This window comes from Streptomyces sp. SID12488 (assembly GCF_010548275.1).
GTDB lineage: Bacteria > Actinomycetota > Actinomycetes > Streptomycetales > Streptomycetaceae > Streptomyces.
Genome location: NZ_JAAGLT010000035.1, coordinates 72694 through 95798, shown reverse-complemented (window position 1 = coordinate 95798; position 23105 = coordinate 72694). Strand labels below are relative to the sequence as shown.

Annotated in this window: 22 protein-coding genes; 19 read left to right on the top strand and 3 right to left on the bottom strand. The window is 70.0% G+C overall.

Going from position 1 to position 23105, the window contains the following annotated elements; translation table 11 throughout:
• Positions 1–133 precede the first annotated feature (133 nt).
• From sbnB to G3I56_RS36480, 17 genes are all read left to right on the top strand, one after another.
• On the top strand, positions 134–1171 hold the full coding sequence (gene sbnB, locus G3I56_RS36560) for a 2,3-diaminopropionate biosynthesis protein SbnB (protein ID WP_164416725.1): 1038 nt from the start codon (positions 134–136) through the stop codon (positions 1169–1171).
• Between the two features lie 99 nt (positions 1172–1270).
• On the top strand, positions 1271–2278 hold the full coding sequence (sbnA, locus tag G3I56_RS36555; RefSeq protein WP_164416724.1) for a 2,3-diaminopropionate biosynthesis protein SbnA: 1008 nt from the start codon (positions 1271–1273) through the stop codon (positions 2276–2278).
• A gap of 226 nt (positions 2279–2504) precedes the next feature.
• Positions 2505–4139 (top strand): acyl-CoA dehydrogenase family protein, encoded by a 1635-nt coding sequence (locus G3I56_RS36550; RefSeq protein ID WP_164416723.1) that lies wholly within the window; start codon positions 2505–2507, stop codon positions 4137–4139.
• A gap of 263 nt (positions 4140–4402) precedes the next feature.
• Positions 4403–5707, top strand: coding sequence for a helix-turn-helix domain-containing protein (locus G3I56_RS36545; RefSeq protein ID WP_164416722.1), 1305 nt, complete (start codon positions 4403–4405; stop codon positions 5705–5707).
• Positions 5708–5898: 191 nt separating this feature from the next.
• The gene (locus tag G3I56_RS36540) at positions 5899–7305 is read left to right on the top strand and encodes a hypothetical protein (protein WP_164416721.1); all 1407 of its coding nucleotides are present in this window, start codon (positions 5899–5901) and stop codon (positions 7303–7305) included.
• Between the two features lie 120 nt (positions 7306–7425).
• Entirely contained in the window at positions 7426–7998 is a 573-nt protein-coding gene (locus tag G3I56_RS36535) for a GNAT family N-acetyltransferase (RefSeq protein WP_164416720.1), read from the top strand.
• Positions 7999–8148: 150 nt separating this feature from the next.
• Positions 8149–8232 carry a putative leader peptide gene (locus G3I56_RS45165; RefSeq protein WP_309486338.1) on the top strand — a complete coding sequence of 28 codons (84 nt, stop codon included), beginning with the start codon at positions 8149–8151 and terminating at the stop codon, positions 8230–8232.
• Between the two features lie 123 nt (positions 8233–8355).
• Positions 8356–10050, top strand: coding sequence for a nitrite/sulfite reductase (locus G3I56_RS36530; protein WP_164416719.1), 1695 nt, complete (start codon positions 8356–8358; stop codon positions 10048–10050).
• Positions 10047–10226, top strand: a complete 180-nt coding sequence (locus G3I56_RS36525; protein WP_164416718.1) for a hypothetical protein — start codon at positions 10047–10049, stop codon at positions 10224–10226. Before G3I56_RS36530 ends, G3I56_RS36525 begins: the two co-directional genes overlap by 4 nt.
• Positions 10223–10933: a phosphoadenylyl-sulfate reductase gene (locus tag G3I56_RS36520; protein WP_164416716.1), complete on the top strand. Its 711-nt coding sequence runs from the start codon at positions 10223–10225 to the stop codon at positions 10931–10933. Before G3I56_RS36525 ends, G3I56_RS36520 begins: the two co-directional genes overlap by 4 nt.
• Before the next feature lie 44 nt (positions 10934–10977).
• The gene (gene cysC, locus G3I56_RS36515; RefSeq protein WP_164416731.1) at positions 10978–11514 is read left to right on the top strand and encodes an adenylyl-sulfate kinase; all 537 of its coding nucleotides are present in this window, start codon (positions 10978–10980) and stop codon (positions 11512–11514) included.
• Positions 11511–12452: a sulfate adenylyltransferase subunit CysD gene (gene cysD / locus G3I56_RS36510; RefSeq protein WP_164416715.1), complete on the top strand. Its 942-nt coding sequence runs from the start codon at positions 11511–11513 to the stop codon at positions 12450–12452. Before cysC ends, cysD begins: the two co-directional genes overlap by 4 nt.
• A 2-nt stretch (positions 12453–12454) precedes the next feature.
• Positions 12455–13792, top strand: a complete 1338-nt coding sequence (locus tag G3I56_RS36505; protein ID WP_164416714.1) for a GTP-binding protein — start codon at positions 12455–12457, stop codon at positions 13790–13792.
• Between the two features lie 226 nt (positions 13793–14018).
• On the top strand, positions 14019–15131 hold the full coding sequence (locus G3I56_RS36495) for an aliphatic sulfonate ABC transporter substrate-binding protein (RefSeq protein ID WP_164416712.1): 1113 nt from the start codon (positions 14019–14021) through the stop codon (positions 15129–15131).
• A 36-nt stretch (positions 15132–15167) separates the two neighbouring features.
• The gene (locus G3I56_RS36490) at positions 15168–15953 is read left to right on the top strand and encodes an ABC transporter ATP-binding protein (protein ID WP_164416711.1); all 786 of its coding nucleotides are present in this window, start codon (positions 15168–15170) and stop codon (positions 15951–15953) included.
• Positions 15940–16842, top strand: coding sequence for an ABC transporter permease (locus G3I56_RS36485; protein ID WP_164416709.1), 903 nt, complete (start codon positions 15940–15942; stop codon positions 16840–16842). Before G3I56_RS36490 ends, G3I56_RS36485 begins: the two co-directional genes overlap by 14 nt.
• A 5-nt stretch (positions 16843–16847) precedes the next feature.
• Positions 16848–17615: a sirohydrochlorin chelatase gene (locus tag G3I56_RS36480; RefSeq protein WP_164416707.1), complete on the top strand. Its 768-nt coding sequence runs from the start codon at positions 16848–16850 to the stop codon at positions 17613–17615.
• 24 nt (positions 17616–17639) lie between these two features.
• On the opposite strand, the gene G3I56_RS36475 is transcribed toward G3I56_RS36480, so the two are convergent.
• Complete coding sequence (locus tag G3I56_RS36475) at positions 17640–18701, bottom strand: 2-dehydropantoate 2-reductase N-terminal domain-containing protein (RefSeq protein ID WP_164416705.1); 1062 nt, start codon at positions 18699–18701, stop codon at positions 17640–17642.
• A 49-nt stretch (positions 18702–18750) separates the two neighbouring features.
• Between G3I56_RS36475 and G3I56_RS36470 the strand changes: the two genes are divergently transcribed.
• Complete coding sequence (locus G3I56_RS36470) at positions 18751–19587, top strand: aldo/keto reductase (RefSeq protein WP_164416703.1); 837 nt, start codon at positions 18751–18753, stop codon at positions 19585–19587.
• 15 nt (positions 19588–19602) lie between these two features.
• On the opposite strand, the gene G3I56_RS36465 is transcribed toward G3I56_RS36470, so the two are convergent.
• Entirely contained in the window at positions 19603–20013 is a 411-nt protein-coding gene (locus G3I56_RS36465; protein ID WP_164416701.1) for a nuclear transport factor 2 family protein, read from the bottom strand.
• Positions 20014–20018: 5 nt separating this feature from the next.
• On the bottom strand, positions 20019–20600 hold the full coding sequence (locus G3I56_RS36460; RefSeq protein WP_164416699.1) for a DUF1697 domain-containing protein: 582 nt from the start codon (positions 20598–20600) through the stop codon (positions 20019–20021).
• A gap of 237 nt (positions 20601–20837) precedes the next feature.
• Between G3I56_RS36460 and G3I56_RS36455 the strand changes: the two genes are divergently transcribed.
• Complete coding sequence (locus tag G3I56_RS36455; RefSeq protein WP_164416697.1) at positions 20838–23099, top strand: MMPL family transporter; 2262 nt, start codon at positions 20838–20840, stop codon at positions 23097–23099.
• The last annotated feature ends 6 nt before the right edge of the window (positions 23100–23105 follow it).

Genomic DNA, 23105 nt, shown 5'->3' with positions numbered 1-23105 from the left:
TCGCGGGGCTCCAGGTGGCCAAGTCCCTTAAGCCATCGAGTGGTCTCGCCCATGACAGCCATACCCAGAGCCCCTGGGTCCTCCGATCTTACGAATGACCAGAGCAACCACTCTTGAAAGGTAGGACAGCCTCATGACCACGAACCCTGTCACGGTCCCGCCGTTCTCCGTCGTCTCCGGTGAGCAGGTCCAACAGGCCCTGCAGGGGAGGGAGTCGGACGTCGTCGACCTGGTCGAGACGGTGTACCGGCTGCACGGGGCCGGGGACTCGGTGAACCCGCCCTCGTACTTCCTGCGGTTCCCGGACCGTCCGTCGTCGCGCATCATCGCGCTGCCCGCGTCGATCGGCGGGGACGTGCACGTGGACGGGCTGAAGTGGGTCTCCAGTTTCCCGGAGAACGTGGCGGCCGGGATTCCGCGGGCGTCGGCCGTGCTGATCCTCAACGACCACGACACGGGCTATCCGTTCGCCTGCCTGGAGAGCTCCATCATCAGCGCCTCCCGCACAGCGGCCTCGGCCGCGCTGGCCGCCGACCGGCTGAGCCGGGGACGCGCCCGGCCCACGCGCGTGGGGTTCGTCGGCACCGGGCTCATCGCCCGCTACATCCACACCTATCTGGCCGCCACCGGCTGGGAGTTCGACGAGACGGGCGTGTACGACCTGTCCGCCGACAGCGCGACCGGCTTCCGGGGCTATCTGGAGCGGTCGGACGGGGCCGGCAAGGTCACCGTGCACGACAGCGCCGAACAGCTCGTCAGGTCGAGCGACCTGCTGGTGTTCGCCACCGTCGCCGCGAAACCGCACATCCACGACGTGTCGTGGTTCGACCACCATCCGCTCGTCCTGCATGTCTCGCTCCGCGATCTCGCTCCCGAGATCCTGCTCGCCTCGGCGAACTTCGTGGACGACGTCGAGCACTGCCTGAAGGCGGAGACCTCGCCGCATCTGGCCGAACAGCTCACCGGCTGCCGTGAGTTCATCGACGGCACGCTGGACGACGTACTCACCGGGCGCACGAGGGTCCCGGTGGACCGGCCGGTGGTGTTCTCGCCCTTCGGCCTCGGAGTGCTCGACCTCGCCGTCGGCAGGTTCGTCCACGACGAGGTGGCCCGCCGCGGCGAACTGCGTGTCGTCGACAACTTCTTCCACGAACTGCGCCGGCACGGCTGAACCCTCCCGGGGGGGGGTCGGTCGCAGCGCCCGGTCACCGGGTGCGGTGCCACAGATCAGGCGGGCCGAGCACAGGTGCGCCGCACACAGGGGGACAACATGCCAGTCATTTCCCAGCCATCGGACTTCAACGAGGATGAGCTCTACGTCGACCTCCGGGCCACCGTGGGCATCCCCCTCTATCTGAAGTGCGAGGGCTTCAACTTCGCCGGTTCGATCAAGATGAAGGCCGCCTACGAGATGGTGACGGCCGCCGAACGGGACGGCAGGCTGCGTCCGGGCTCCGTTCTCGTGGAGTCCTCCTCGGGCAACCTGGGCGTGGCGCTCAGTGTCCTCGCGGCGAGCCGGGGATACCGGTTCCTGTGCGTGACGGACTCCCGCTGCAACGCGCAGGCGATCCGTCTGATGGAGGCGCTGGGCAGCCGGGTGCACGTCATCGACCAGCCCGACCTGCACGGCGGTTTCCTGGGCGCCCGGATCGGGTACGTCCGCGCGCTGTGCGCCTCTGACGAGCGGTATGTCTGGCTCAACCAGTACGCCAACGACGGGAACTGGCGGGCGCACTACCGTACGACGGCTCCCGCCATCGCCCGCCGGTTTCCGGGCCTGGACGTCCTGTTCGTCGGCGCCGGGACCACCGGCACGCTGATGGGCTGCGCGCGCTGGTTCTGGCAGTGGAACCGGCGGGTGCGGATCGTCGCCGTGGACGCCGTCGGCTCGGTCACCTTCGGGGGTCCGCCCGGGCCCCGGATGATCCCGGGCCTGGGCACGAGCGTACGGCCGCAGCTGCTCGACGAGTCGTACATCGACGAGGTGATCCACGTCGAGGAACCGGACGCTGTGCGCGTCTGCCACCGGCTGGCCTCCCGGGGCTTCCTGTTCGGCGGGTCCACGGGCACGGTGATCAGCGGGGCGACCGAGTGGCTGGACCGGCACGACGGCCGCGACCTCACCGCGGTGGCCATCGCACCGGACCTCGGCGAGCGCTACCTCGACACCGTGTACCACCCCGGCTGGCTGGAGGCCCTCCAGGGCGAGCAGGCCGCCGGCCAGAACCTGGCGTCCCGCGCCTCCGACGAACTGGCGGCACTCTCCCGGCCGGCCTGACGGGTGGGAACGGTCGAGGCCTGGTTCGCTCGATCGTGTGACCGTCCGCTCGCGGGCCTGCGGAGTCCTGGGCCGGTCGGGCCGACGTGGTCGTGCGACCTGGGACACCGGGTACGGCGTCTGGGGCTCGCCTCCGGCCGTACCCGACCGGCCAGGTCGTGAGGGCGGGGCGTGCGGCTGAACGGGATCGCTCCTGGTCAGTCAGCAGGGACGGTAGGTTCCTTGTATGGCAGCCAGCACCCACACCGTGACCAACCAGGTGCCGCCCCTGGTCGGATATGACGTGTTCACCGCCGACAAGGCCCTGGTCGCGGCCGTCGAGCGGCACCTGGACCCCGGGCTTCTGGAGGAGGCCCGGGACGACCTCTCCGGGCTGGGACAGTCCGCCGGGTCGGCACAGGTGCAGGAATGGGGAGCGCTCGCCAACGAGAACCCCCCGAAACTGCGGACGCACGACCGGTACGGCAACCGGATCGACGAGGTGGAGTTCCATCCGGCCTGGCACCGGCTGCTCGGCAAGGGCGTCTCGGCCGGGATGACGGCGGCCTGGACACGGCCGGGCGGGCATGTGCGGCGGGCCGCGGGGTTCGTGGTCTGGTCGCAGGCCGAGGCGGGCCACGGCTGCCCGCTGTCGATGACCCACGCGGCGGTGCCCGCGCTGCGCACCGACCCGGCGCTCGCCGCCGAGTGGGAGCCCCGGCTGACGTCCACCGTGTACGAGGAGGGGCTCGGGCCGGCGGACCGGAAGACCGGTGTGCTCTTCGGGATGGGTATGACGGAGAAGCAGGGCGGGAGCGACGTACGGGCCAACACGACCGTCGCGAGGCCGCTCGCCGAGGACGGGACGTACGAGCTGACGGGCCACAAGTGGTTCTGCTCGGCGCCCATGTCGGACGGCTTCCTGGTGCTGGCGCAGGCCCCCGGCGGCGTGACCTGCTTTCTACTGCCGCGCGTGCTGGAGGACGGCACGCGCAACGAGTTCCGGATCCAGCGGCTCAAGGACAAGCTGGGCAACCGGTCCAATGCCTCCGCCGAGGTCGAGTTCGACGGGACGTGGGTGCGCCGGGTCGGGGACGAGGGGCGCGGGGTGCGCACCATCATCGAGATGGTCTCGGCGACCCGGCTCGACTGCGTGCTCGGCGCCGCCGCGCTGATGCGGCAGGCGGTCGCCCAGGCCGTCCACCACTGCGCGTACCGCGAGGCCTTCGGCGGAAAGCTCGTCGACAAGCCGCTGATGCGCAACGTACTGGCCGATCTGGCCCTGGAGTCGGAGGCGGCCACGACGCTCGCGCTGCGGCTGGCCGCCGCCTATGACGACGGGGGCGAGCAGGAACGGGCCTTCCTGCGGCTCGCGTTGCCGGCCGCGAAGTACTGGGTGACGAAACGCTGCACCCCGCTGGTGGTGGAGGCGTCGGAGTGCCTGGGCGGCAACGGCTATGTCGAGGAGTCGGGTATGCCCCGGCTGCTCCGCGAGTCGCCGCTCAACTCGATCTGGGAGGGCGCCGGGAACGTACAGGCGCTGGATGTGCTGCGGGCGATCCAGCGGGAGCCCGCCGCGCTCAACGCGTTCCTCCAGGAGGTCGGGAAGGCGCGCGGAGCCGACCACCGCCTGGACGGTGCCATCAAGGACCTGCTGACCGAACTCGCCGACCTGGACGGCATCGAGGGCCGGGCACGGCGGCTGGTCGAGCGGATCGCGCTGGTGCTCCAGGGCTCACTGCTGGTCCGGTTCGCACCGCCGGAGACCGCCGACACGTTCTGCGCCTCGCGTCTGGGCGGCGACTGGGGCAACGCCTTCGGTACCCTCCCGCACACCCTGGACCTGGCGTCGGTCGTGGAGCGGGCCCGGCCGGTGGCGTAACCACCCGGCCGCTCATGTGGCGGAGGTGGTGCTGCGCCGACACGGCACCACCCCCGCCCACTTGCCCCGCATCGATCGGGAGCACGGACGCCGCGCTGGCGGCGTCGCCCAAGTTTCAGACACCGCAGGGCGGTTCACCAGGGTTGCAGGGGGTTGCAACTTGTTGGCGGCTGTGTGCGGACTGTAGTCCTCCGCTCCCCTGGGGCGGCACCATAAGACATCCAATCAATACGGGTCGGGAGGACACAGTGGGGAATCCGCCGATGGACGTCGCGCAACTCGCCGCTCGGGACGCGGCGCAGGCGGCGCGGCTGCTCAGCGACGTACGCGCGGCCCGCCTGACCGGCCGGCGACCGCTCCAGGCTCCCCGCCCGGTGATCGGCCAGTCCTGGGACCGCATGCTGCGCAGCGGCGTCGACCCCGACCACGGCGTCCGGACAGGGCTGCTGACCCACGAGGAGCTGGAGCGGCGGCGCGAGACCTCCCGGCTGCGGCATGTCCTCCCGGTGCTGCGACAGGGGCTGTTGTCGGTCGCGGACGCCACCCAGCACATCATGCTCGTCGCGGACGAGAACGGCACGGTGCTGTGGCGCGAGGGCAGTACACCGGTGCTGCGCAGGGCCGACAGGTTCGGGATAGAGCCCGGCGCCGACTGGGCCGAGGAGGTCGTCGGCACCAACGGCGTGGGCACGCCGGCGGTCGCCCGGCGCCCCGTACAGGTCTTCGCCTCCGAGCACTTCGTACGGTCGCTCGCCACCTGGACGTGCACGGGCGCCCCCATCCTGGACCCCCGCGACGGCAGGCTGATCGGCGTGGTGGATGTCAGCGGCCCGCTGGAGACCGTGCACCCCGCCACGCTCGCCTGGGTCGACTCGGTCGCCAAGCTCGCCGAGGCGCGGCTGCGGGAGCGGCACCACCAGTCGCTGGAGCGGCTGCGCTCGGCGGCGGCGCCGGTGCTGGCGCGGCTCGGTGGGCGGGCCCTGGCGGTGGACCGGGACGGCTGGACGGCCGCGGTCACCGGCCTGCCGTACACGAACCGTGTCGCTCTGCCCAAGGCGCTGTCCCCGGGCCGCCGCCTGCTGCCGGTGCTGGGAGCGTGCGCGGTGGAACCGCTGGCCGGCGGCTGGCTGATCCGCGCCGCGGACGAGCCCGAGCCGCACGGCGCCTCCCGGATCGTCCTGGACCTGCGCAGACCGCGTCGCTGGTCGGTGGCGGTGTCGGGCCCCGCGGGTTCCTGGACCCACGAACTGAGTCCGCGGCACGCCGAGTTGCTCTACCTCATGGCCCTGCACCCCACCGGCCGCAGCGCGGCGGGCCTGGCCGACGACGTGTTCGGCGATCCGGCCCGCACGGTGACCGTACGCGCGGAGATGTCGCGGATACGGCGATATCTCGGGGAATTCCTCGACCACCGCCCGTACCGCTTCAGCCAGGACGCGGAGGTGACCCTCCTCCTCCCGGACGATTCCCGCGACCTCCTGTCCCACTCGACGGCGCCGGCGGTGGTCCAGGGCCGGGAAGCGGAGAAGGCCACAGGGGTTTGGACGGCGCCGGACGACACAAAGTGACCCGGCCGTGACGCCGGGGTGAGGAAACGCGGCCGAACGACCCCTGGAGGCAACACAGGGGTAAGGATTCCGGCGTATTCGACCAGGCTCGGCGCCCCCTGACGTACCATCCATCCCACGGCCCCCCACACTGCGACTCCGGTTCAACGTACGGAACGCGAGCCGCAGTTGGCCTGCCTCGGGAGGATGTAATGACGTATCGCGGCAGACACCGCAGGCAGAGAAGGGGCAGAGCGCTGCGCGGCGTTCTCGCCGGAACGGCCCTCGCTCTGACCGCCGCGGCCACCTTCGTCAGTGCCTCCCAGGCGGTGAGCAGCGACAACCCGGGGCCCCTGAGATCCATCACCTCCGCCGCCGAGTTGAAGGACTTCCAGCTCAAGGAGCATCTGGCGTCGAAGCGTTCGCTCGACCGGCTGGCCACCTCCATGGGCGGCACGGTGGGTGTGAGCACCGTCCTGGAACACACCAACCGCACGCTGCACGGCTCGGCCGGGTGCGCCCCCACCGAGACCGAGGCGCTGCCCGTCGCACCGACGGCCACCCGTGCGTACTGCTGGGACGAGGCCGACTCGGCCAGTCAGCGCTGGCTGCCGCAGTCCGTCACCACCTCCGGCGACGCGGACGAGGACGGCCGCTGGGGTGCCAACCGGGTGATCCTCTCCGGCTGGACGCACAACGACGCCAAACCGGACGAGCCCGAGGTCTCGCAGGGTCTCGCGCGGGTCGCCGTCATCGACGCGAACGACCTGTCCGACATGACGTACCGCTGGGTGCTCCTGGTCGTCCCCACGGAGGACGGCTCGGACTACCGCAAGCTGGCCTCCTCGATCTCCGGCATGGTCTGGTACCAGGACAAGCTGCTGGTCACCGCCTCGCCCACGGACACCGACCGTAAGTCCCTGTACGTCTACGACATGAACCGCATCCAGCGTGCCTCGGTCGACAGCCCTGCGGTCGGCCGGGTCCCCGGCGGCTGGTCGGCGCACGGGTACGGGTATGTCATGCCCGCCGTCGCCTCGTACAGCCTGACCGGTGGCGCGTGCGATCCGGCGGCCGACGACCGCACCCCCTGTTTCGGCTCCCTCTCGCTGGACCGCAGCTCCACGCCCGACAGCCTGGTCGCGAGCGAGTCGGTCGCGGCCGGCGCCGATCAGCGCAGCCGCCTCTGGCGCTACTCGTTCAGCCGCGCGGGCGACCGCTCCGGCCTTCTCGGCGCCAATGTCTTCGGCCGTGTGAACGCGGTGGAGGCCTACTCGACGAAGGCCACCGGCATCCAGGGCGTGTTGTCCTACCGGTCGGCGGGCGACGAGAAGGCGGACTGGTACGTCGGTCTCGCCCCCGGCGCCAAGGACCGGCACGGCACCCTGTGGCGGCTCGACTCCGAGGGCGCGAAGGCCGCCCGCTGCGGCTCCGACGACGAGTCCCGCCGCTGCTGGGGCGAACATGCCGAGTCCCTCTCCTACTGGGAGGGCACCGGCGAACTCTGGTCCCAGACACAACGGGCGGCGGACGAACACTCCGGCTGGCGCGGCACACCGGTCCCGGAACGGGTCCTGTACGCCGTCCCTCTGTCATCGATCACCGGTTCCCTGAAATAGTCGGGTGCGCGCCAGCGCCCCGACAGGGGCGCGGGGCTGTACCCATTCGCGGCTCCGCCGCGGGGCGCGACAAGCCCCCACCGGGCCCGCAGCAGAACGAACCATGATTCCCTGGCCGCTATGAGCAACATCGCCGTGACCACCTGGTCCCTGGAACAGACCGCGCCGACCGACCTGCTGCCCGCAGCCGGGCCCGGCGGGGACGTACGGATCGTCCGCGCCGAAGTACCCTCACCGGAGTTCAGCCGCTACCTCTACGCGTCCGTCGGCGGCGACATCCGCTGGACCGACCGGCTGACCTGGACGTACGCCCGCTGGCAGGAGTATCTGGAGCGCCCGGGCGTGGAAACCTGGGTCGCCTACGACCGCGGCACCCCGGCGGGCTACGTGGAGTTCGAGCCCCAGGACGACGGGGCCGTGGAGATCGTCTACTTCGGGCTGATCCGCGCCTTCCGGGGCCGACGCATCGGCGGACACCTGCTGGCGTACGGGGCCGCCCGGGCCTGGGACCTCGGGGAACGGTGGCCGGGGCTGGCGCCGACGAAGCGGGTCTGGCTGCATACATGCAGCAAGGACGGGGAGCACGCGATGGACAACTACCTGCGCCGCGGCTTCACCCTCTTCGACACCAAGGTCGAGGAGGAGAAGGAGGTGGCCGCGCCCGGACCCTGGCCGGGGGCGCACCGTATCTGACCTGGTCAGGAACGGTCGGCTGCCGGGCGTTCGGCCTGTCGTGAACGCGCCCTGTGATCGATGACACCCTCGTCTCATCGTACGAGACAAGGGTGTCCGCATGACGGACAATGCTGGACTGTGTCCAGATCGCCGTGACACGCTTCCGTCATGTCTGGAACTGGGATTGCCTTGGTGAGTCGGCGGCACGTCGACCTCGGCCGCATGTCCAGCGCCATCTGTCCGGCGAGCTGACGTCCCTTCAGCATCGCCGCTTCCTCCCCCTTGCCTCAGCCTGCGCAGAGCCGCGCCAGTCTGACCGTGCGCCCGTACGCGCAGGTAAGAGCCGCTTTCCGCCTGTCCGAAGGACGAAGAATCATGGCCGCCACCCCGCAGAACCCTGCCGCCGCGCCCCGCCGCAAGGTGAGCCGTCACCGTGGTGAGGGTCAGTGGGCCGCGGGACACTTCACCCCGCTCAACGGGAACGAGCAGTTCAAGAAGGACGACGACGGTCTCAATGTGCGGACACGCATTGAGACGATCTACTCCAAGCGGGGCTTCGACTCGATCGACCCCAACGATCTGCGCGGCCGGATGCGCTGGTGGGGCCTGTACACCCAGCGCAAGCCCGGCATCGACGGCGGCAAGACCGCGATCCTGGAGCCGGAGGAGCTGGACGACAAGTACTTCATGCTGCGCGTCCGGATCGACGGCGGCCGGCTCACCACCGAGCAGCTGCGGGTCATCGGCGAGATCTCGCAGGAGTTCGCGCGCGGCACGGCCGACCTCACGGACCGGCAGAACGTCCAGTACCACTGGATCCGCATCGAGGACGTCCCGGAGATCTGGAACCGGCTCGAGGCGGTCGGCCTGTCCACCACCGAGGCCTGCGGTGACACACCCCGCGTCATCCTCGGTTCGCCGGTCGCCGGGATCGCCGAGGACGAGATCATCGACGGCACGCCCGCCATCGAGGTGATCCAGCGCCGAATCATCGGCAACAAGGACTTCTCGAACCTGCCCCGCAAGTTCAAGTCGGCGATCTCCGGCTCACCGCTGCTCGACGTGGCGCACGAGATCAACGACATCGCGTTCGTCGGCGTGGAGCACCCCGAGCACGGCCCCGGTTTCGACGTCTGGGTCGGCGGCGGCCTGTCCACCAACCCGAAGATCGGCCAGCGCCTGGGCGCCTGGGTCCCGCTGGACGAGGTCCCGGACGTCTACGAGGGCGTCATCTCGATCTTCCGCGACCACGGCTACCGGCGGCTGCGCACCCGCGCCCGCCTGAAGTTCCTGCTCGCCGACTGGGGCGTCGAGAAGTTCCGCCAGGTCCTGGAGGACGACTACCTGAAGCGGAAGCTGACCGACGGCCCGGCCCCGGCCCAGCCCGTCGAGCGCTGGCGCGACCACGTCGGCGTGCACCGCCAGAAGGACGGCCGCTTCTACGTCGGATTCGCCCCGCGCGTCGGCCGCGTGGACGGCACGATCCTCACGAAGATCGCCGAACTCGCCGAGGCCCACGGCTCGGGCCGCCTCAGCACCACCGTCGAGCAGAAGATGATCGTGCTCGACGTCGAGGAGGGGCAGGTCGACTCGCTCGTCGAGGGCCTGCAGGCCCTCGACCTGACCGTCAACCCGTCCCCGTTCCGGCGCGGCACGATGGCCTGCACCGGCATCGAGTACTGCAAGCTCGCGATCGTCGAGACGAAGGCGCGCGGCGCCTCCCTGATCGACGAACTGGAGCGCCGTATCCCGGAGTTCGACGAGCCGATCACCATCAACATCAACGGCTGCCCGAACGCCTGCGCCCGTATCCAGGTCGCGGACATCGGTCTCAAGGGCCAGTTGGTCCTGAACGACGCGGGCGAGCAGGTCGAGGGCTTCCAGGTCCACCTGGGCGGCGCCCTCGGACTGGAGGCCGGTTTCGGCCGCAAGGTCCGTGGTCTGAAGGTGACTTCGGACGAGCTGCCGGACTACGTCGAGCGCGTGCTGAAGAACTTCCAGGCGGAGCGCGAGGACGGCGAGCGGTTCGCCACATGGGCCTTGCGGGCCGGCGAGGAGTCCCTCTCATGAGTGAGCGCGCCGCCCCCTTCTACTGCCCCTACTGCGGCGACGAGGATCTGCGCCCGAACGAACAGGGCCACGGCGCCTGGGAATGCGGAGCCTGCAACCGAGCCTTCCAGTTGAAGTTCCTCGGGCTGCTCGCCCGGGGGCTTCAGCACAAGGAAGTTGGAGGGGACGAGATATGACGACGATTCAGAAAGACCGTACGACCGACGACTTGAAGGCGCTCGCCGAGCAGGCGGGACGTGACCTGGAGGACGCCTCCGCACTGGAGATCCTCACGTGGGCCACGGCCACCTTCGGTGAGAGCTTCTGTGTGACCTCCTCCATGGAGGACGCGGTGGTCGCCCACCTCGCCTCCCGCGTCATGCCCGGTGTGGACGTCGTGTTCCTCGACACCGGCTACCACTTCCCCGAGACCATCGGCACCCGTGACGCCGTCGAGGCCGTGATGGACGTCCGCGTCCTCACCCTCACCCCCGTCCAGACGGTCGCCGAACAGGACGCCGAGTACGGGCCGAAGCTGCACGACCGCGACCCCGACCTGTGCTGCGCACTGCGCAAGGTCGAGCCCCTGGAGCGGGGCCTCAAGGGGTACGCGGCCTGGGCGACCGGCCTGCGCCGCGACGATTCCCCGACCCGGGCGAACACCCCGGTCGTCGGCTGGGACGAGAAGCGGCAGAAGGTCAAGGTCTCCCCGATCGCCCGCTGGACGCAGGACGACGTGGACGCGTACGTCGCCGAACACGGCGTACTCACCAACCCGTTGCTGATGGACGGCTATGCGTCCGTCGGCTGCGCGCCCTGCACCCGCCGGGTGCTGGAGGGCGAGGACGCGCGCGCCGGCCGCTGGGCGGGCCGCGGCAAGACCGAGTGCGGGCTGCACGGCTGATGAACCAGACCGAGACCGCGATCCCCGAGGACCAGGAGATACCAGTGACGACCGGAGCCACCGTTTGGCTCACGGGTCTGCCGAGCGCCGGCAAGACCACCATCGCGTACGAACTGGCCGGCCGGCTGCGCGAGGAGGGCCACCTCGTCGAGGTGCTGGACGGCGACGAGATCCGTGAGTTCATCTCGGCGGGCCTCGGCTTCAGCCGCGAGGACCGGCACACGAACGTGCAGCGCATCGGCTTCCTGGCCGAACTGCTCGCCCGTAACGGCGTCAAGACGCTGGTCCCGGTGATCGCGCCGTACGCGGACAGCCGCGAGGCCGTGCGCAAGCGGCACCAGGAGAGCGGCGCCGCGTATGTCGAGGTGCATGTGGCGACCCCGGTCGAGGTGTGCTCCGTACGCGATGTGAAGGGTCTGTACGCCAAGCAGGCCGCGGGCAAGCTGACCGGACTCACCGGGGTCGACGACCCGTACGAGGAACCCGAGACGCCGGATCTGCGGATCGAGTCGCAGGACCAGACCGTCCAGGAGTCCGCGGCGGCCGTCCACGCGCTGCTCGCCGAGAGGGGACTGGCATGACGGCGACCGCCGCCAAGGCGCACGGGGGCGCCACCGATGCCCCGTACACCCTCTCCCACCTGGACGCCCTCGAGTCCGAGGCCGTGCACATCTTCCGTGAGGTGGCGGGTGAGTTCGAGCGGCCGGTGATCCTTTTCTCCGGCGGCAAGGACTCGATCGTCATGCTGCATGTGGCGCTGAAGGCGTTCGCCCCGGCCTCGGTCCCGTTCTCGCTGCTGCACGTCGACACCGGGCACAACTTCCCCGAGGTGCTGGAGTACCGCGACCGGGCGGTGGCGGCTCACGGGCTGCGGCTGCATGTCGCCTCCGTGCAGGAGTACATCGACCGCGGGGTACTCAAGGAGCGGTCGGACGGGACTCGCAACCCGCTCCAGACGCTGCCGCTGACGGAGAAGATCCAGGCCGAGAAGTTCGACGCCGTGTTCGGTGGCGGGCGGCGCGACGAGGAGAAGGCCCGGGCGAAGGAACGGGTGTTCTCGCTGCGGGACGAGTTCTCGCAGTGGGACCCGCGCCGGCAGCGCCCGGAGCTGTGGAACCTCTACAACGGGCGGCACGCGCCCGGTGAGCACGTCCGTGTCTTCCCGCTCTCCAACTGGACCGAGCTGGATGTCTGGCAGTACATCGCCCGTGAGGGCATCGAGCTGCCGGACATCTACTTCGCGCACGAGCGTGAGGTGTTCCAGCGGGCCGGGATGTGGCTGACCGCCGGTGAGTGGGGCGGGCCCAAGGCCGGCGAGACCGTCGAGAAGCGGCAGGTCCGCTACCGCACGGTCGGCGACATGTCCTGCACGGGCGCCGTCGACTCCGACGCCGTGTCGCTGGCCGACGTCATCGCCGAGATCGCCGCCTCCCGGCTGACCGAGCGGGGCGCCACCCGCGCCGACGACAAGATGTCCGAGGCCGCGATGGAAGACCGCAAGCGCGAGGGGTACTTCTAGCCATGAGCACGACCACGGAATTCACGGAACTGTCCGAGACCACGCTCCTGCGGTTCGCCACCGCCGGGTCCGTCGACGACGGCAAGTCCACCCTCGTGGGCCGGCTGCTGCACGACTCCAAGTCGATCCTCACCGACCAGCTGGAGGCCGTCGAGCGCGCGTCGGCGAGCCGCGGCCAGGACACCCCGGACCTCGCGCTGCTGACGGACGGGCTGCGCGCCGAGCGCGAGCAGGGCATCACGATCGACGTGGCGTACCGCTACTTCGCCACGCCCAGGCGCCGGTTCATCCTCGCCGACACGCCCGGTCACGTGCAGTACACCCGCAACATGGTGACGGGTGCCTCCACGGCCGAGCTGACGGTGATCCTGATCGACGCCCGCAACGGCGTCGTCGAGCAGACCCGCCGGCACGCCGCCCTCGCGGCGCTCCTGCGTGTCCCGCACGTGGTCCTCGCGGTCAACAAGATGGACCTGGTCGACTACCAGGAGTCCGTGTTCGCCGCGATCGCCGAGGAGTTCACGGCGTACGCGCTGGAGCTGGGCGTCCCGGAGATCACCGCGATCCCGATCTCGGCACTGGCCGGCGACAACGTGGTGGACCCGTCCGCGAACATGGACTGGTACGGCGGGCCGACCTTCCTGGAGCACCTGGAGACGGTCCCGGTCGCCCACGACCTGAGCCACTGCCACGCCCGTCTCCCCGTGCAGTACGTGATCCGGCCGCAGACCGCCGAACACCCCGACTACCGGGGTTACGCGGGCCAGATCGCCTCCGGTTCCTTCCGCGTCGGCGAGTCCGTGACGGTCCTGCCGTCCGGCCACGCGTCGAGGATCTCCGGCATCGACCTGCTCGGAAAGCCGGTCGACGTCGCCTACACCACGCAGTCGGTGACCGTCCTCCTGGAGGACGACATCGACATCTCGCGCGGCGACCTGATCGTGCCCAGCAAGGACGCGCCGCCGACCACGCAGGACGTCGAGGCGACGGTGTGCCATGTCGCCGACGCGCCGCTGACGGTCGGCCACCGGGTGCTCCTCAAGCACGGCACCCGTACGGTCAAGGCGATCGTCAAGGACATCCCGTCTCGTCTCACGCTCGACGACCTGTCCCTGCACCCGCATCCGGGACAGCTCGTCGCCAACGACATCGGCCGCGTGAAGATCCGTACCGCCGAGCCGCTGCCCGTCGACTCGTACGCCGACTCGCGGCGCACCGGCTCGTTCATCCTGATCGACCCGAACGACGGCACCACGCTCACCGCGGGCATGGTCGGCGAGTCGTTCGCGTCCCCCGAACCCGTCAAGAACGAGGCCGAGGACGACGGGTGGGACTTCTGACATGAACTCCACCGATTTCTACGCCACGTTCGCGAAGGAGGGCGGCCGCGTCGGCAGCGGCGCCCTCGGCAGCGGGCAGGGCGGGGTCGCGCGATGTGCGTGCTGACGTACGCGCACTGCCTGCGCGCCCTGTCCCCCCACCGGACGTCCCGACGACGAAGACCTGCCGACCTCCCGGCCACGACCTGAGGGCGTGACCGCCGGGCCAACGAGAGGAACCCCTCCCGTGCCTGCCAACCGCTCAGCACTTCTCCGCCGCGGCCTCGTCGTGGCGACCGCACTCCCCCTCCTGACGCTCGCCGCCTGCGGTTACGGGTCGGACTCGAAGGACGAGAACACCAACGCGAAGGTCGCCGCCGGAGCCGAGAAGATCGACGATCTCTCCTCCGTCCGGATCGGCTACTTCGGCAACCTCACCCACGCGACCGCGCTGGTGGGCAAGCAGCAGGGCCTCTTCCAGAAGGAACTCGGCGCCACGAAGGCCGAGTACGCGACCTTCAACGCCGGCCCGTCCGAGATCGAGGCCCTCAACTCGGGGTCCATCGACATCGGCTGGATCGGCCCCTCGCCCTCGATCAACGGCTACACCAAGTCCGACGGCAAGAGCCTGCGCATCATCGGCGGCTCGGCGTCCGGTGGCGTGAAGCTCGTGGTGAACCCGGAGAAGATCAAGAGCCTGAAGGACGTCAAGGGCAAGAACATCGCCACCCCGCAGCTCGGCAACACGCAGGACGTGGCGTTCCTCAACTGGATCGCGGACCAGGGCTGGAAGGTCGACGCGGAGAGCGGCAAGGGCGACGTCTCGGTGGTCCGCACGGACAACAAGATCACCCCGGACGCCTACAAGGCGGGCTCCATCGACGGTGCCTGGGTGCCGGAGCCGACCGCGTCGAAGCTGGTCGCCGAGGGTGCGAAGGTGCTGCTGGACGAGTCCGACCTGTGGCCCGACAAGAAGTTCGTGATCACGAACATCATCGTGTCGCAGAAGTTCCTCAAGGAGCACCCGAAGGTCGTCGAGGCGGTCCTGACCGGCGCGGTCAAGACCAACGCGTGGATCAACGCCAACCCGGACAAGGCGAAGGCCGCGGCGAACGCCCAGCTCAAGATCGACTCCGGTAAGGCGCTGAAGCCCGAGGTCATCGACCCGGCGTGGAAGTCCATCCAGTTCACCAACGACCCGCTGGCGGCCACCCTCAACACCGAGGCGGAGCACGCCGTCAAGGCCGGTCTGCTGAAGAAGCCCAACCTGGTCGGGATCTACGACCTCACGCTGCTGAACAAGGTCCTCAAGGCCCAGGGCGAGAGCCCGGTCGACGACGCCGGTCTCGGCGTCAAGTAAGCCCGGATCCCGATCAGTTCCCAGGAGGTGACGACCATGGCGACAGCCCTTGCCAATTCCGCCGACACCACGTCGGTCGAACACGCCGCCCGTATCGAGCATGTATCGAAGTCCTTCGCCGGACCGTCCGGGCAGCAGCTCGTCCTCGACGACATCACTCTCGATGTCGCGCCGGGCGAGTTCGTCACCCTCCTGGGGGCCTCGGGCTGTGGGAAGTCGACGCTGCTCAATCTGGTCGCGGGCCTCGACGCCCCGACCACGGGCAGTATCACTACCGACGGGCGACCGTCCCTGATGTTCCAGGAACACGCCCTTTTCCCGTGGCTGACCGCGGGCAAGAACATCGAACTCGCCCTGAAACTGGGGGGAGTTCCGAAGAACGAGCGGCGCGCCAGGGCCGAGGAGCTGCTCGAACTGGTGCGGTTGCAGGGTGCGTACGGCAAGCGCGTGCACGAGCTGTCGGGCGGTATGCGCCAGCGGGTCGCGCTGGCTCGCTCCCTCGCCCAGGACAGCAAACTCCTGCTGATGGACGAGCCGTTCGCGGCCCTGGACGCCATCACGCGGGACGTGCTGCACGACGAGCTGACCCGGATCTGGCGCGAGACGCAGCTGTCGGTGCTGTTCGTCACCCACAACGTGCGTGAGGCCGTCCGTCTCGCCGAGCGCGTCGTGCTGCTGTCCTCGCGGCCGGGTCGGGTGGCCCGCGAGTGGCGGGTCGACATCCCGCAGCCGCGCCGTATCGAGGACGCCGAAGTGGCGGAGCTGTCCGTCGAGATCACCGAAGAACTGCGTGGGGAGATCCGCCGCCATGGCCAGCACTGAGAGCCCGGCCGACGCGCCCGTCAAGAACAGGCACGACCTCTCCGGTCTGGAGGCGGGCCTCGACGCGCTGGACACGGTCCAGACGAGCCGGACTCCCTTCCGCCAGACCTTCGTCCAGAAGATCCTGCCTCCGCTGCTGTCGATCGTGCTGGTCGTGGCCGTCTGGCAGGCGCTGATCTCCTTCGACGTCGTCACCGATCCGAGCAAGCTGCCCTCGCCCGGCGACGTGTGGGGCGAGCTCAGGACCGCCTGGCTGGAAGGCGATCTGCTCGGCTACATCTGGACGAGCGTCTCGCGCGGTCTGCTCGGCTTCCTCTTCGCGCTGGCGATCGGCACCCCGCTCGGTCTCCTCGTCGCGCGGGTGAAGTTCGTGCGCGCGGCCATCGGCCCACTCCTGTCCGGCCTCCAGTCCCTGCCGTCGGTGGCGTGGGTGCCGCCGGCCGTCATCTGGCTCGGCCTGAACGACTCGATGATGTACGCGGTGATCCTGCTCGGCGCCGTCCCCTCGATCGCCAACGGTCTCGTCGCCGGTGTCGACCAGGTGCCGCCGCTGTTCCTCCGTGCGGGCCGCACGATGGGTGCGACGGGTCTGCGCGGCACCTGGTACGTGGTGATGCCGGCGGCGCTGCCCGGATATCTGGCCGGCCTGAAGCAGGGCTGGGCGTTCTCCTGGCGCTCGCTGATGGCGGCGGAGATCATCGCCCAGCATCCCGACCTGGGGGTCGGGCTGGGGCAGTTGCTGGAGAACGGCCGCACCAACAGCGACATGGCCACGGTGTTCCTCGCCATCCTGCTCATCCTGATCGTCGGTATCGCCATCGACCTGCTGATCTTCAGCCCGTTGGAGCGGCGGGTACTGCGCGGTCGTGGACTGCTGGTGAAGAGCTGACGCCCATGTTCCGAAAGCCGGTCCGCCCCGTCCTCGTGGTGATCGCCCACGGCAGCCGCGACCCTCGGCACGCGGCGACCGTGCACGCCCTCGTGCGGCGCGTACGGTCGCTGCGGCCGGGGCTGCGCGTGGAGACCGGCTTCCTGGACTTCAACATCCCTTCCGTACAAGGCGTGTTGGAGTCCCTGGCGGCGGAGGGCGTCCGTGACGTGGTCGCTCTACCCCTCCTCCTGACCCGCGCCTTCCACGCCAAGGCGGACATCCCGGCCGTCCTGCGGGACGCGCCGAGGCGACTGAACATCCGCCAGGCGGAGGTGCTGGGCCCGTCCCCGCTCCTCCGCTCGGCGCTCGAACGGCGCCTGTACGAGGCGGGGTTGACGCCTGCCGACAAGTCCTCGACCGGGGTCGTGCTGGCCTCGGCGGGGTCCACCGACCCGGAGGCGATCGCGGTGATCGCTGACATCGCGCGGGAGTGGCGGCACACCGGTTGGCGCGCCGTGCGGCCCGCGTTCGCCTCCGCGTCCCTCCCCCGCACCGAGGACGCGGTACGTGAGTTGCGGGACCTGGGCTGCGAGCGCGTCGCCGTCGCACCCTACGTCCTCGCCCCCGGCTTCCTGCCGGACCGTATCGCGCGGGGCGCGGCCCAGGCCGACGTCCTCGCGGACGTCCTGGGACCGGCACCCGAGGTGGCCCGGCTGCTGTTGCGGCGGTACACGGAGGCGGCGGTACAGGTGCGGACGTCGTTGCCGGGGTGGACCGCGGTGAGCGCGTAGGTGTCTCCGGTCGCCTGAACCGACTTACGGGCAGGTGGAGTCGGGAGTTTCCCCTCCCCCGGCCCAGGACACCTGAACGGACGCGACGGCCTCGTCCGCCAGCCGTACGAGTTCCGCCGACGGAAGTGAACCCGCCGGTCGCCGTTCCCGCGCGAACGTGTTGGCCAGCCGTTGCAGCAGTTCGTTCAGGGGCGTCGGTACGCCGTGCAGGCGCCCCAGGAGCACGATCTCGCCGTTGAGGTAGTCGGTCTCGATCGTGCCGGTGCCCCGGCTCAGGGACTGCCAGGTGGAGCCACCGCCGAGCTCGGCACCAGGCAGTGGCAGCAGAGTGATCTTGTCACCGCGCTTTGCCTTCGCCTCGGCGGCGCTCGTGTACGGGATCCCGGCCGCCGCGAGCACCGACTCGCCCTCGGCGTAGACCCGTTGACGCAGCCGCTCGCTCTCCTCGCTGTCCGCCGCACCGCTGAGCGCCCGGATGGCGTTGCCCAGGTTGGTGAGCAGCTTGGCGTACTGCCAGCGTGCCACGTCCGGTACGACAGGGGCCTCGAACTCCGCCTTCTCCAGGTCGGCGCCGATCCGGCGGACGGTGTCGTCGGTGCCGTGCGGGTGGCGGCCGAGGAAGAGGATGCCGGTGAGGGGTGCGCCCGGGGCGGAGACGATGCCGGGTTCCTCGTAGGCCGCGGGCAGCCAGACGCAGACGCCGTACACCCGACGGAAGCGGCGCAGCGCGAGACGCTGGCTCTCCACGCCGTTCTGCGCGCACAGCAACGGCAACCGCTCGGCCGCCGTACCGCCACCCTCGACGGGCACCGGCCCCCAGGCGGCCAGGGCGGCTTCGCTGTCCTGCGTCTTGACGGCGAGGACGAGCACGTCGTCGGCGCGCAGTTCCCCGAGTCCGGCGGGTCCGTCGACGGTCGGCAGACGGTGCGTGTGCGTCCCGTCCGGCGTCACCAGCCGCAGCCCGTGCGCGCGCAGCGCCTCGTACTGGGCACCCCGGGCGACGAGGACCACCTCGTGTCCCGCCCCGGCCAGCCGCCCGCCGATGGCACCGCCGACCGCCCCGGCTCCGATGATGATGTAGCGCATACCGATCAGCCTCCCATGGTGCGTGCACCCTGCAGGTAGCCTCCGTCGCATGGCTTCGGAAAATTTCACCATCGGCGGCGAGTTCCCGGTCCGTCGCCTCGGTTACGGCACGGTCCAGCTGACCGGCCCCGGCTGCTGGGGCCCGCGTGGCACCCCTGCCGACGCGATGGCCGTACTGCGCCGGGCCGTCGATCGTGGCGTGACGCTGATCGACACCGCCGACAACTACGGCCCGTCGATCGCCGAGGAACTCGTCGCCGAGGCCCTGCACCCGTACCCGGCCGGGGTGTTGGTCGCGACCAAGGGCGGTGTCGTACGGACCGGCCCGGACGCCTGGCACATCGACGGCCGGCCAGAGCGGCTGCGCGCGATGTGCGAGGCGAGTCTGCGGCGCCTGCGCCTCGACACGATCGAGCTGTACCAGCTGCACCGGCTCGACCCGCGGGTCCCGATGGCCGAACAGCTGGGCGCCCTCGACGAGTTGCGCGCGGAGGGCAAGATCCGGCAGCTCGGCCTCGACTCGGTGACGGTCGAAGAGCTGTGCGCGGCAAGGGAGTTGACGTCGATCGCGTCCGTCCAGAACCGCTATCACCTCCTCGACCGCTCCTCCGAGCCGCTGCTGGAGCTGTGCGAGGCGCACGGCATCGCGTTTCTGCCGTGGTTTCCGCTGGGCAACGGCGAGCTGGCGTCCGACCCGGTGTGCGCGGAGATCGCCGCCGCGCACGGAGCGACCCCGGCCCAGGTCGCGCTGGCCTGGCTGCTGCACCGCTCCCCGGTGCTCTGCCCGACCCCGGGCACGGGCTCCCTCGTACACCTGGAGGAGAACCTGGACGCCGGGGACGTACGACTGTCGGGGGACGAACTTGCGCGCCTGGACCGGCGGTAGGTCAGTGGCTCGGGGTCATTGAACGGGGTCGCCGAACGGGGTCGCCTGGTGGAAGTACAGCAGCCAGCCGTCGCCCTCGGTGTTCCGGCGCCACAGTGAACTCCGGTGGGCGCGGCGGCCGTTGTTCTCCGTGTCGAAGGTGAGGTGGACCAGGTCGGGCGCGAGCCGTACGCCCTTCATGTGCGAGACGGCGAAGGGGTGGGTGCCCGGTTCGGTGGTCGCGGCGAGGGACTCGATGATCGACGCCCGGTCCCAGTGCCGCCCGGAGGCGCCGAACTCGTGGAACCCGGGGTGCAGCAGTGCCCCGGTCAGCTCGGGTGAGCCGCGGACCTCCGGGTCGAGCAGCCGCAGCTCGGCCTCAATGGCGGCCTCCACGGCGGGGTCACGCTCCCGGTCACGGTCGGGGTCCGGGTCGAGGTCGGGCATCGGTCTCACTTCTCCCCGGTTTCGTCCTCGGTGAGTTCCACCAGCTTCACGACGGTGTTCCAGTTGCGGGTGGTCGCGGTCAGGCCCTTCAGGAACCGGGGCTTGGCGAGCATCTCGGCGAGTTTGGAGCGGCCGAGTCCGTCGGGTGCGTACAGGTACAGCGCGCGGTCGCCGAGCCGGAACTCCTCGGGGAGGTGGGCGGCCTGGTCGATGTCCGCGAAGCGAGCCTCGTCGACGGGGACGGAGAAGTAGGTGACGTGGAGCTGCTTGGCCTCCAACTCGGCTGCGGGGAAGGGGCAGTTGTCCCTGATCGCCCGCAGGTGGGCATGGTCGCGCACGATCACGTCGACGGTGAATCCGAAGTGCTGCTCGATGGCCTTCGCGATCTCGCCCGCGAGGGACTCCTCGTCCCCGTGACCGGCGGCGAACACGGCGTTGCCGCTCTGGAGGTAGGTCCGTACGGCGTCGTACCCGAGGCCCTCGAGCAGGGTGCGCAGCTCGGCCATCGGGACCTTCTTGTTGCCGCCCACGTTGATGCCGCGCAACAGCGCCGCGTAGGTCGTCGTCGCGTGCTCACCTGTCGTCATCCGCACACCATAAGGCGGACCACTGACAGTCCCCCCTGATGAACCACCCCGAGATCGTCTTTTAGGTGTAGGGGGTCAGTGTCCTACCCAGTGGGGAGACGCGGGTATCCGACGGGAGGACTCCGGGCGACCGCACCTCACCGGCAAGCACGAGGAGATGCTCTTATCCAGCCCATACCTTCGAAATGAAAGGTGATGGCAGGCGGCTGTCACCTCATCCGAGGGGGCAAGCCGGTCATGGGGAACGGAAAAACGCGGGTACGGGGCATAGCCGCCCGGGCAGGCGGCTGGAGCGCCCAGCATCGCTGGGCGGCCGTCGGGATCTGGGTGCTGTTCGTCGTCCTGGCGATGGGGCTCGGTTCCGCCGCCGGCAGCGTCGAGGTCAAGGAGAGCGACCAGCTCGGTGGTGAGACCCACACGGCCGCCAAGATCATCGAGGATGCCGGGATCGACGAACCCGCGAGCGAGACCGTCCTCATCCAGGCCAAGGGTGCGAGCCTCAAGGCCACGGACACCGCGTTCCGGGCCGCCGTCGCCGACGTCATGAAGGCGGTCGACGGGACCGGCAAGGTCACCTCCGTCCAGTCGCCGTACGACACGGACACCCTCTCGAAGGACGGGCGCAGCGCACTCGTCCAGTTCGACATGCGGGGCGACGCCGAGACGGCGGGCGACCGGGTCGAGCCGGTGCTGAAGGCCGTCGCGGACGTCCAGAAGGACCACTCGGAGCTGCGGATCGAGGAGATCGGCGGCGCCAGTATGAACAAGACGTTCGACGACGCCTTCGGTGACGACTTCAAGAAGGCCGAGCTGTCCGCCGTACCGGTGGCCCTCGGTATTCTGCTGATCGCGTTCGGCGCGCTGGTCGCGGCGCTGCTGCCGGTGGCACTGGCGGTCACCGCGATCATGGCGACGATGGGTCTGATGGGCATCGTCAGCCACCTCCAGCCGATGGACGACACCGCCAGCTCCGTGATGCTGCTCGTCGGTCTCGCCGTCGGCGTCGACTACTGCCTGTTCTATCTGCGCCGGGAGCGCGAGGAGCGGGCGGCGGGCCGCAGTCCGGAGGCCGCGCTCCAGATCGCCGCGGCGACCAGTGGCCGCGCGATCATCGTCTCCGGTGTCACGGTGTGTGTGGCGATGGCGGGCATGCTGTTCACCGGGCTCGCCACGTTCGAGGCGATGGGGCTGGCCTCGCTGATGGTCGTGGCGGTCGCCATGGTCGGCTCCGTGACGGTCCTTCCGGCGCTGCTGTCGCTGCTCGGTGGGCGGGTCGAGAAGGGCCGCATTCCGTTCCTGCACCCGGACAAGCGGCGCAAGAACGGCAACCGTGGCAAGGGCAACGGGGAGAGCCGCTTCTGGACGGCCGTGCTGAAGGTCGTCCTCGCCAGGCCTGCCATCTCCCTGGTCGTGGCGGCCGGTGCGCTGCTCGCCGTGGCCGCGCCCGCGCTCGGTATGAAGACCCAGAACCTCACCCTGGACCAGGAGTTCGGCGACTCGTTGCCGATCGTCGGTACCTACAACCGCGTCAACGACGCGTTCCCCGGCGGCTCCGACCCCGCCGAGGTGATCGTCAAGGCGAAGGACATCAACGCGGCCGACGTGAAGTCCGCGCTCGCCGACTTCCGTGAGCTGGCGGTCAGTTCGGGTGCCTCGCGTGGCCCGGTGGACATCAAGCTGCACGACGCCGAGAACATCGCCTTCGTGTACGTCCCGCTGGTCGGCGGCTCCGACCTGGACAAGGCGGGCGAGAGCCTGGACAAGCTGCGCGACGAGGTACGCCCGGCCACACTCGGCAAGGTCGACGGCGTCCAGGCGCCGATCACCGGGCAGGTCGCGGGTTCGAAGGACTTCAACGACCAACTGGCCGGCGCGGTCGCCCCGGTCTTCGCCTTCGTGGTCGTGTTCGCCTTCCTGCTGATGCTCCTGTCGTTCCGCTCCCTGACGATCGCGATCACCTCGATCGTGCTCAACCTGCTCTCGGTCGGGGCGGCTTACGGCATCCTGGTCGCCGTCTTCCAGCACGGCTGGGGCGCGTCCCTGGTGGGCGCGGAGGGCGTGGGCGCCATCATCACCTGGCTGCCGCTGTTCCTGTTCGTGATCCTGTTCGGCCTGTCGATGGACTACCACGTGTTCGTCGTCTCCCGTATCCGCGAGGCGCATCTGCGGGGCCGTACGACGAAGGACGCGATCCAGCACGGGGTGGTCACCACGGCCGGGGTCGTCACCAGTGCGGCCGTCATCATGGTCGCCGTGTTCGCCATCTTCGGGACGCTGTCGATGCAGTCCATGAAGCAGATGGGTGTGGGCCTCGCGGCGGCGGTACTCATCGACGCGACGATCATCCGGGGTGTGCTGCTGCCCGCCGTGATGGCCCTGCTCGGGGAGCGCAACTGGTACTTCCCGAAGTGGCTGAACCGTCTGCCTGACCTGACGCACGACGAGGCTCCCGAGGCGGTCACGCCGAGGGTTGAGGGCGACGAACGGATCAAGGTCTGACCGACC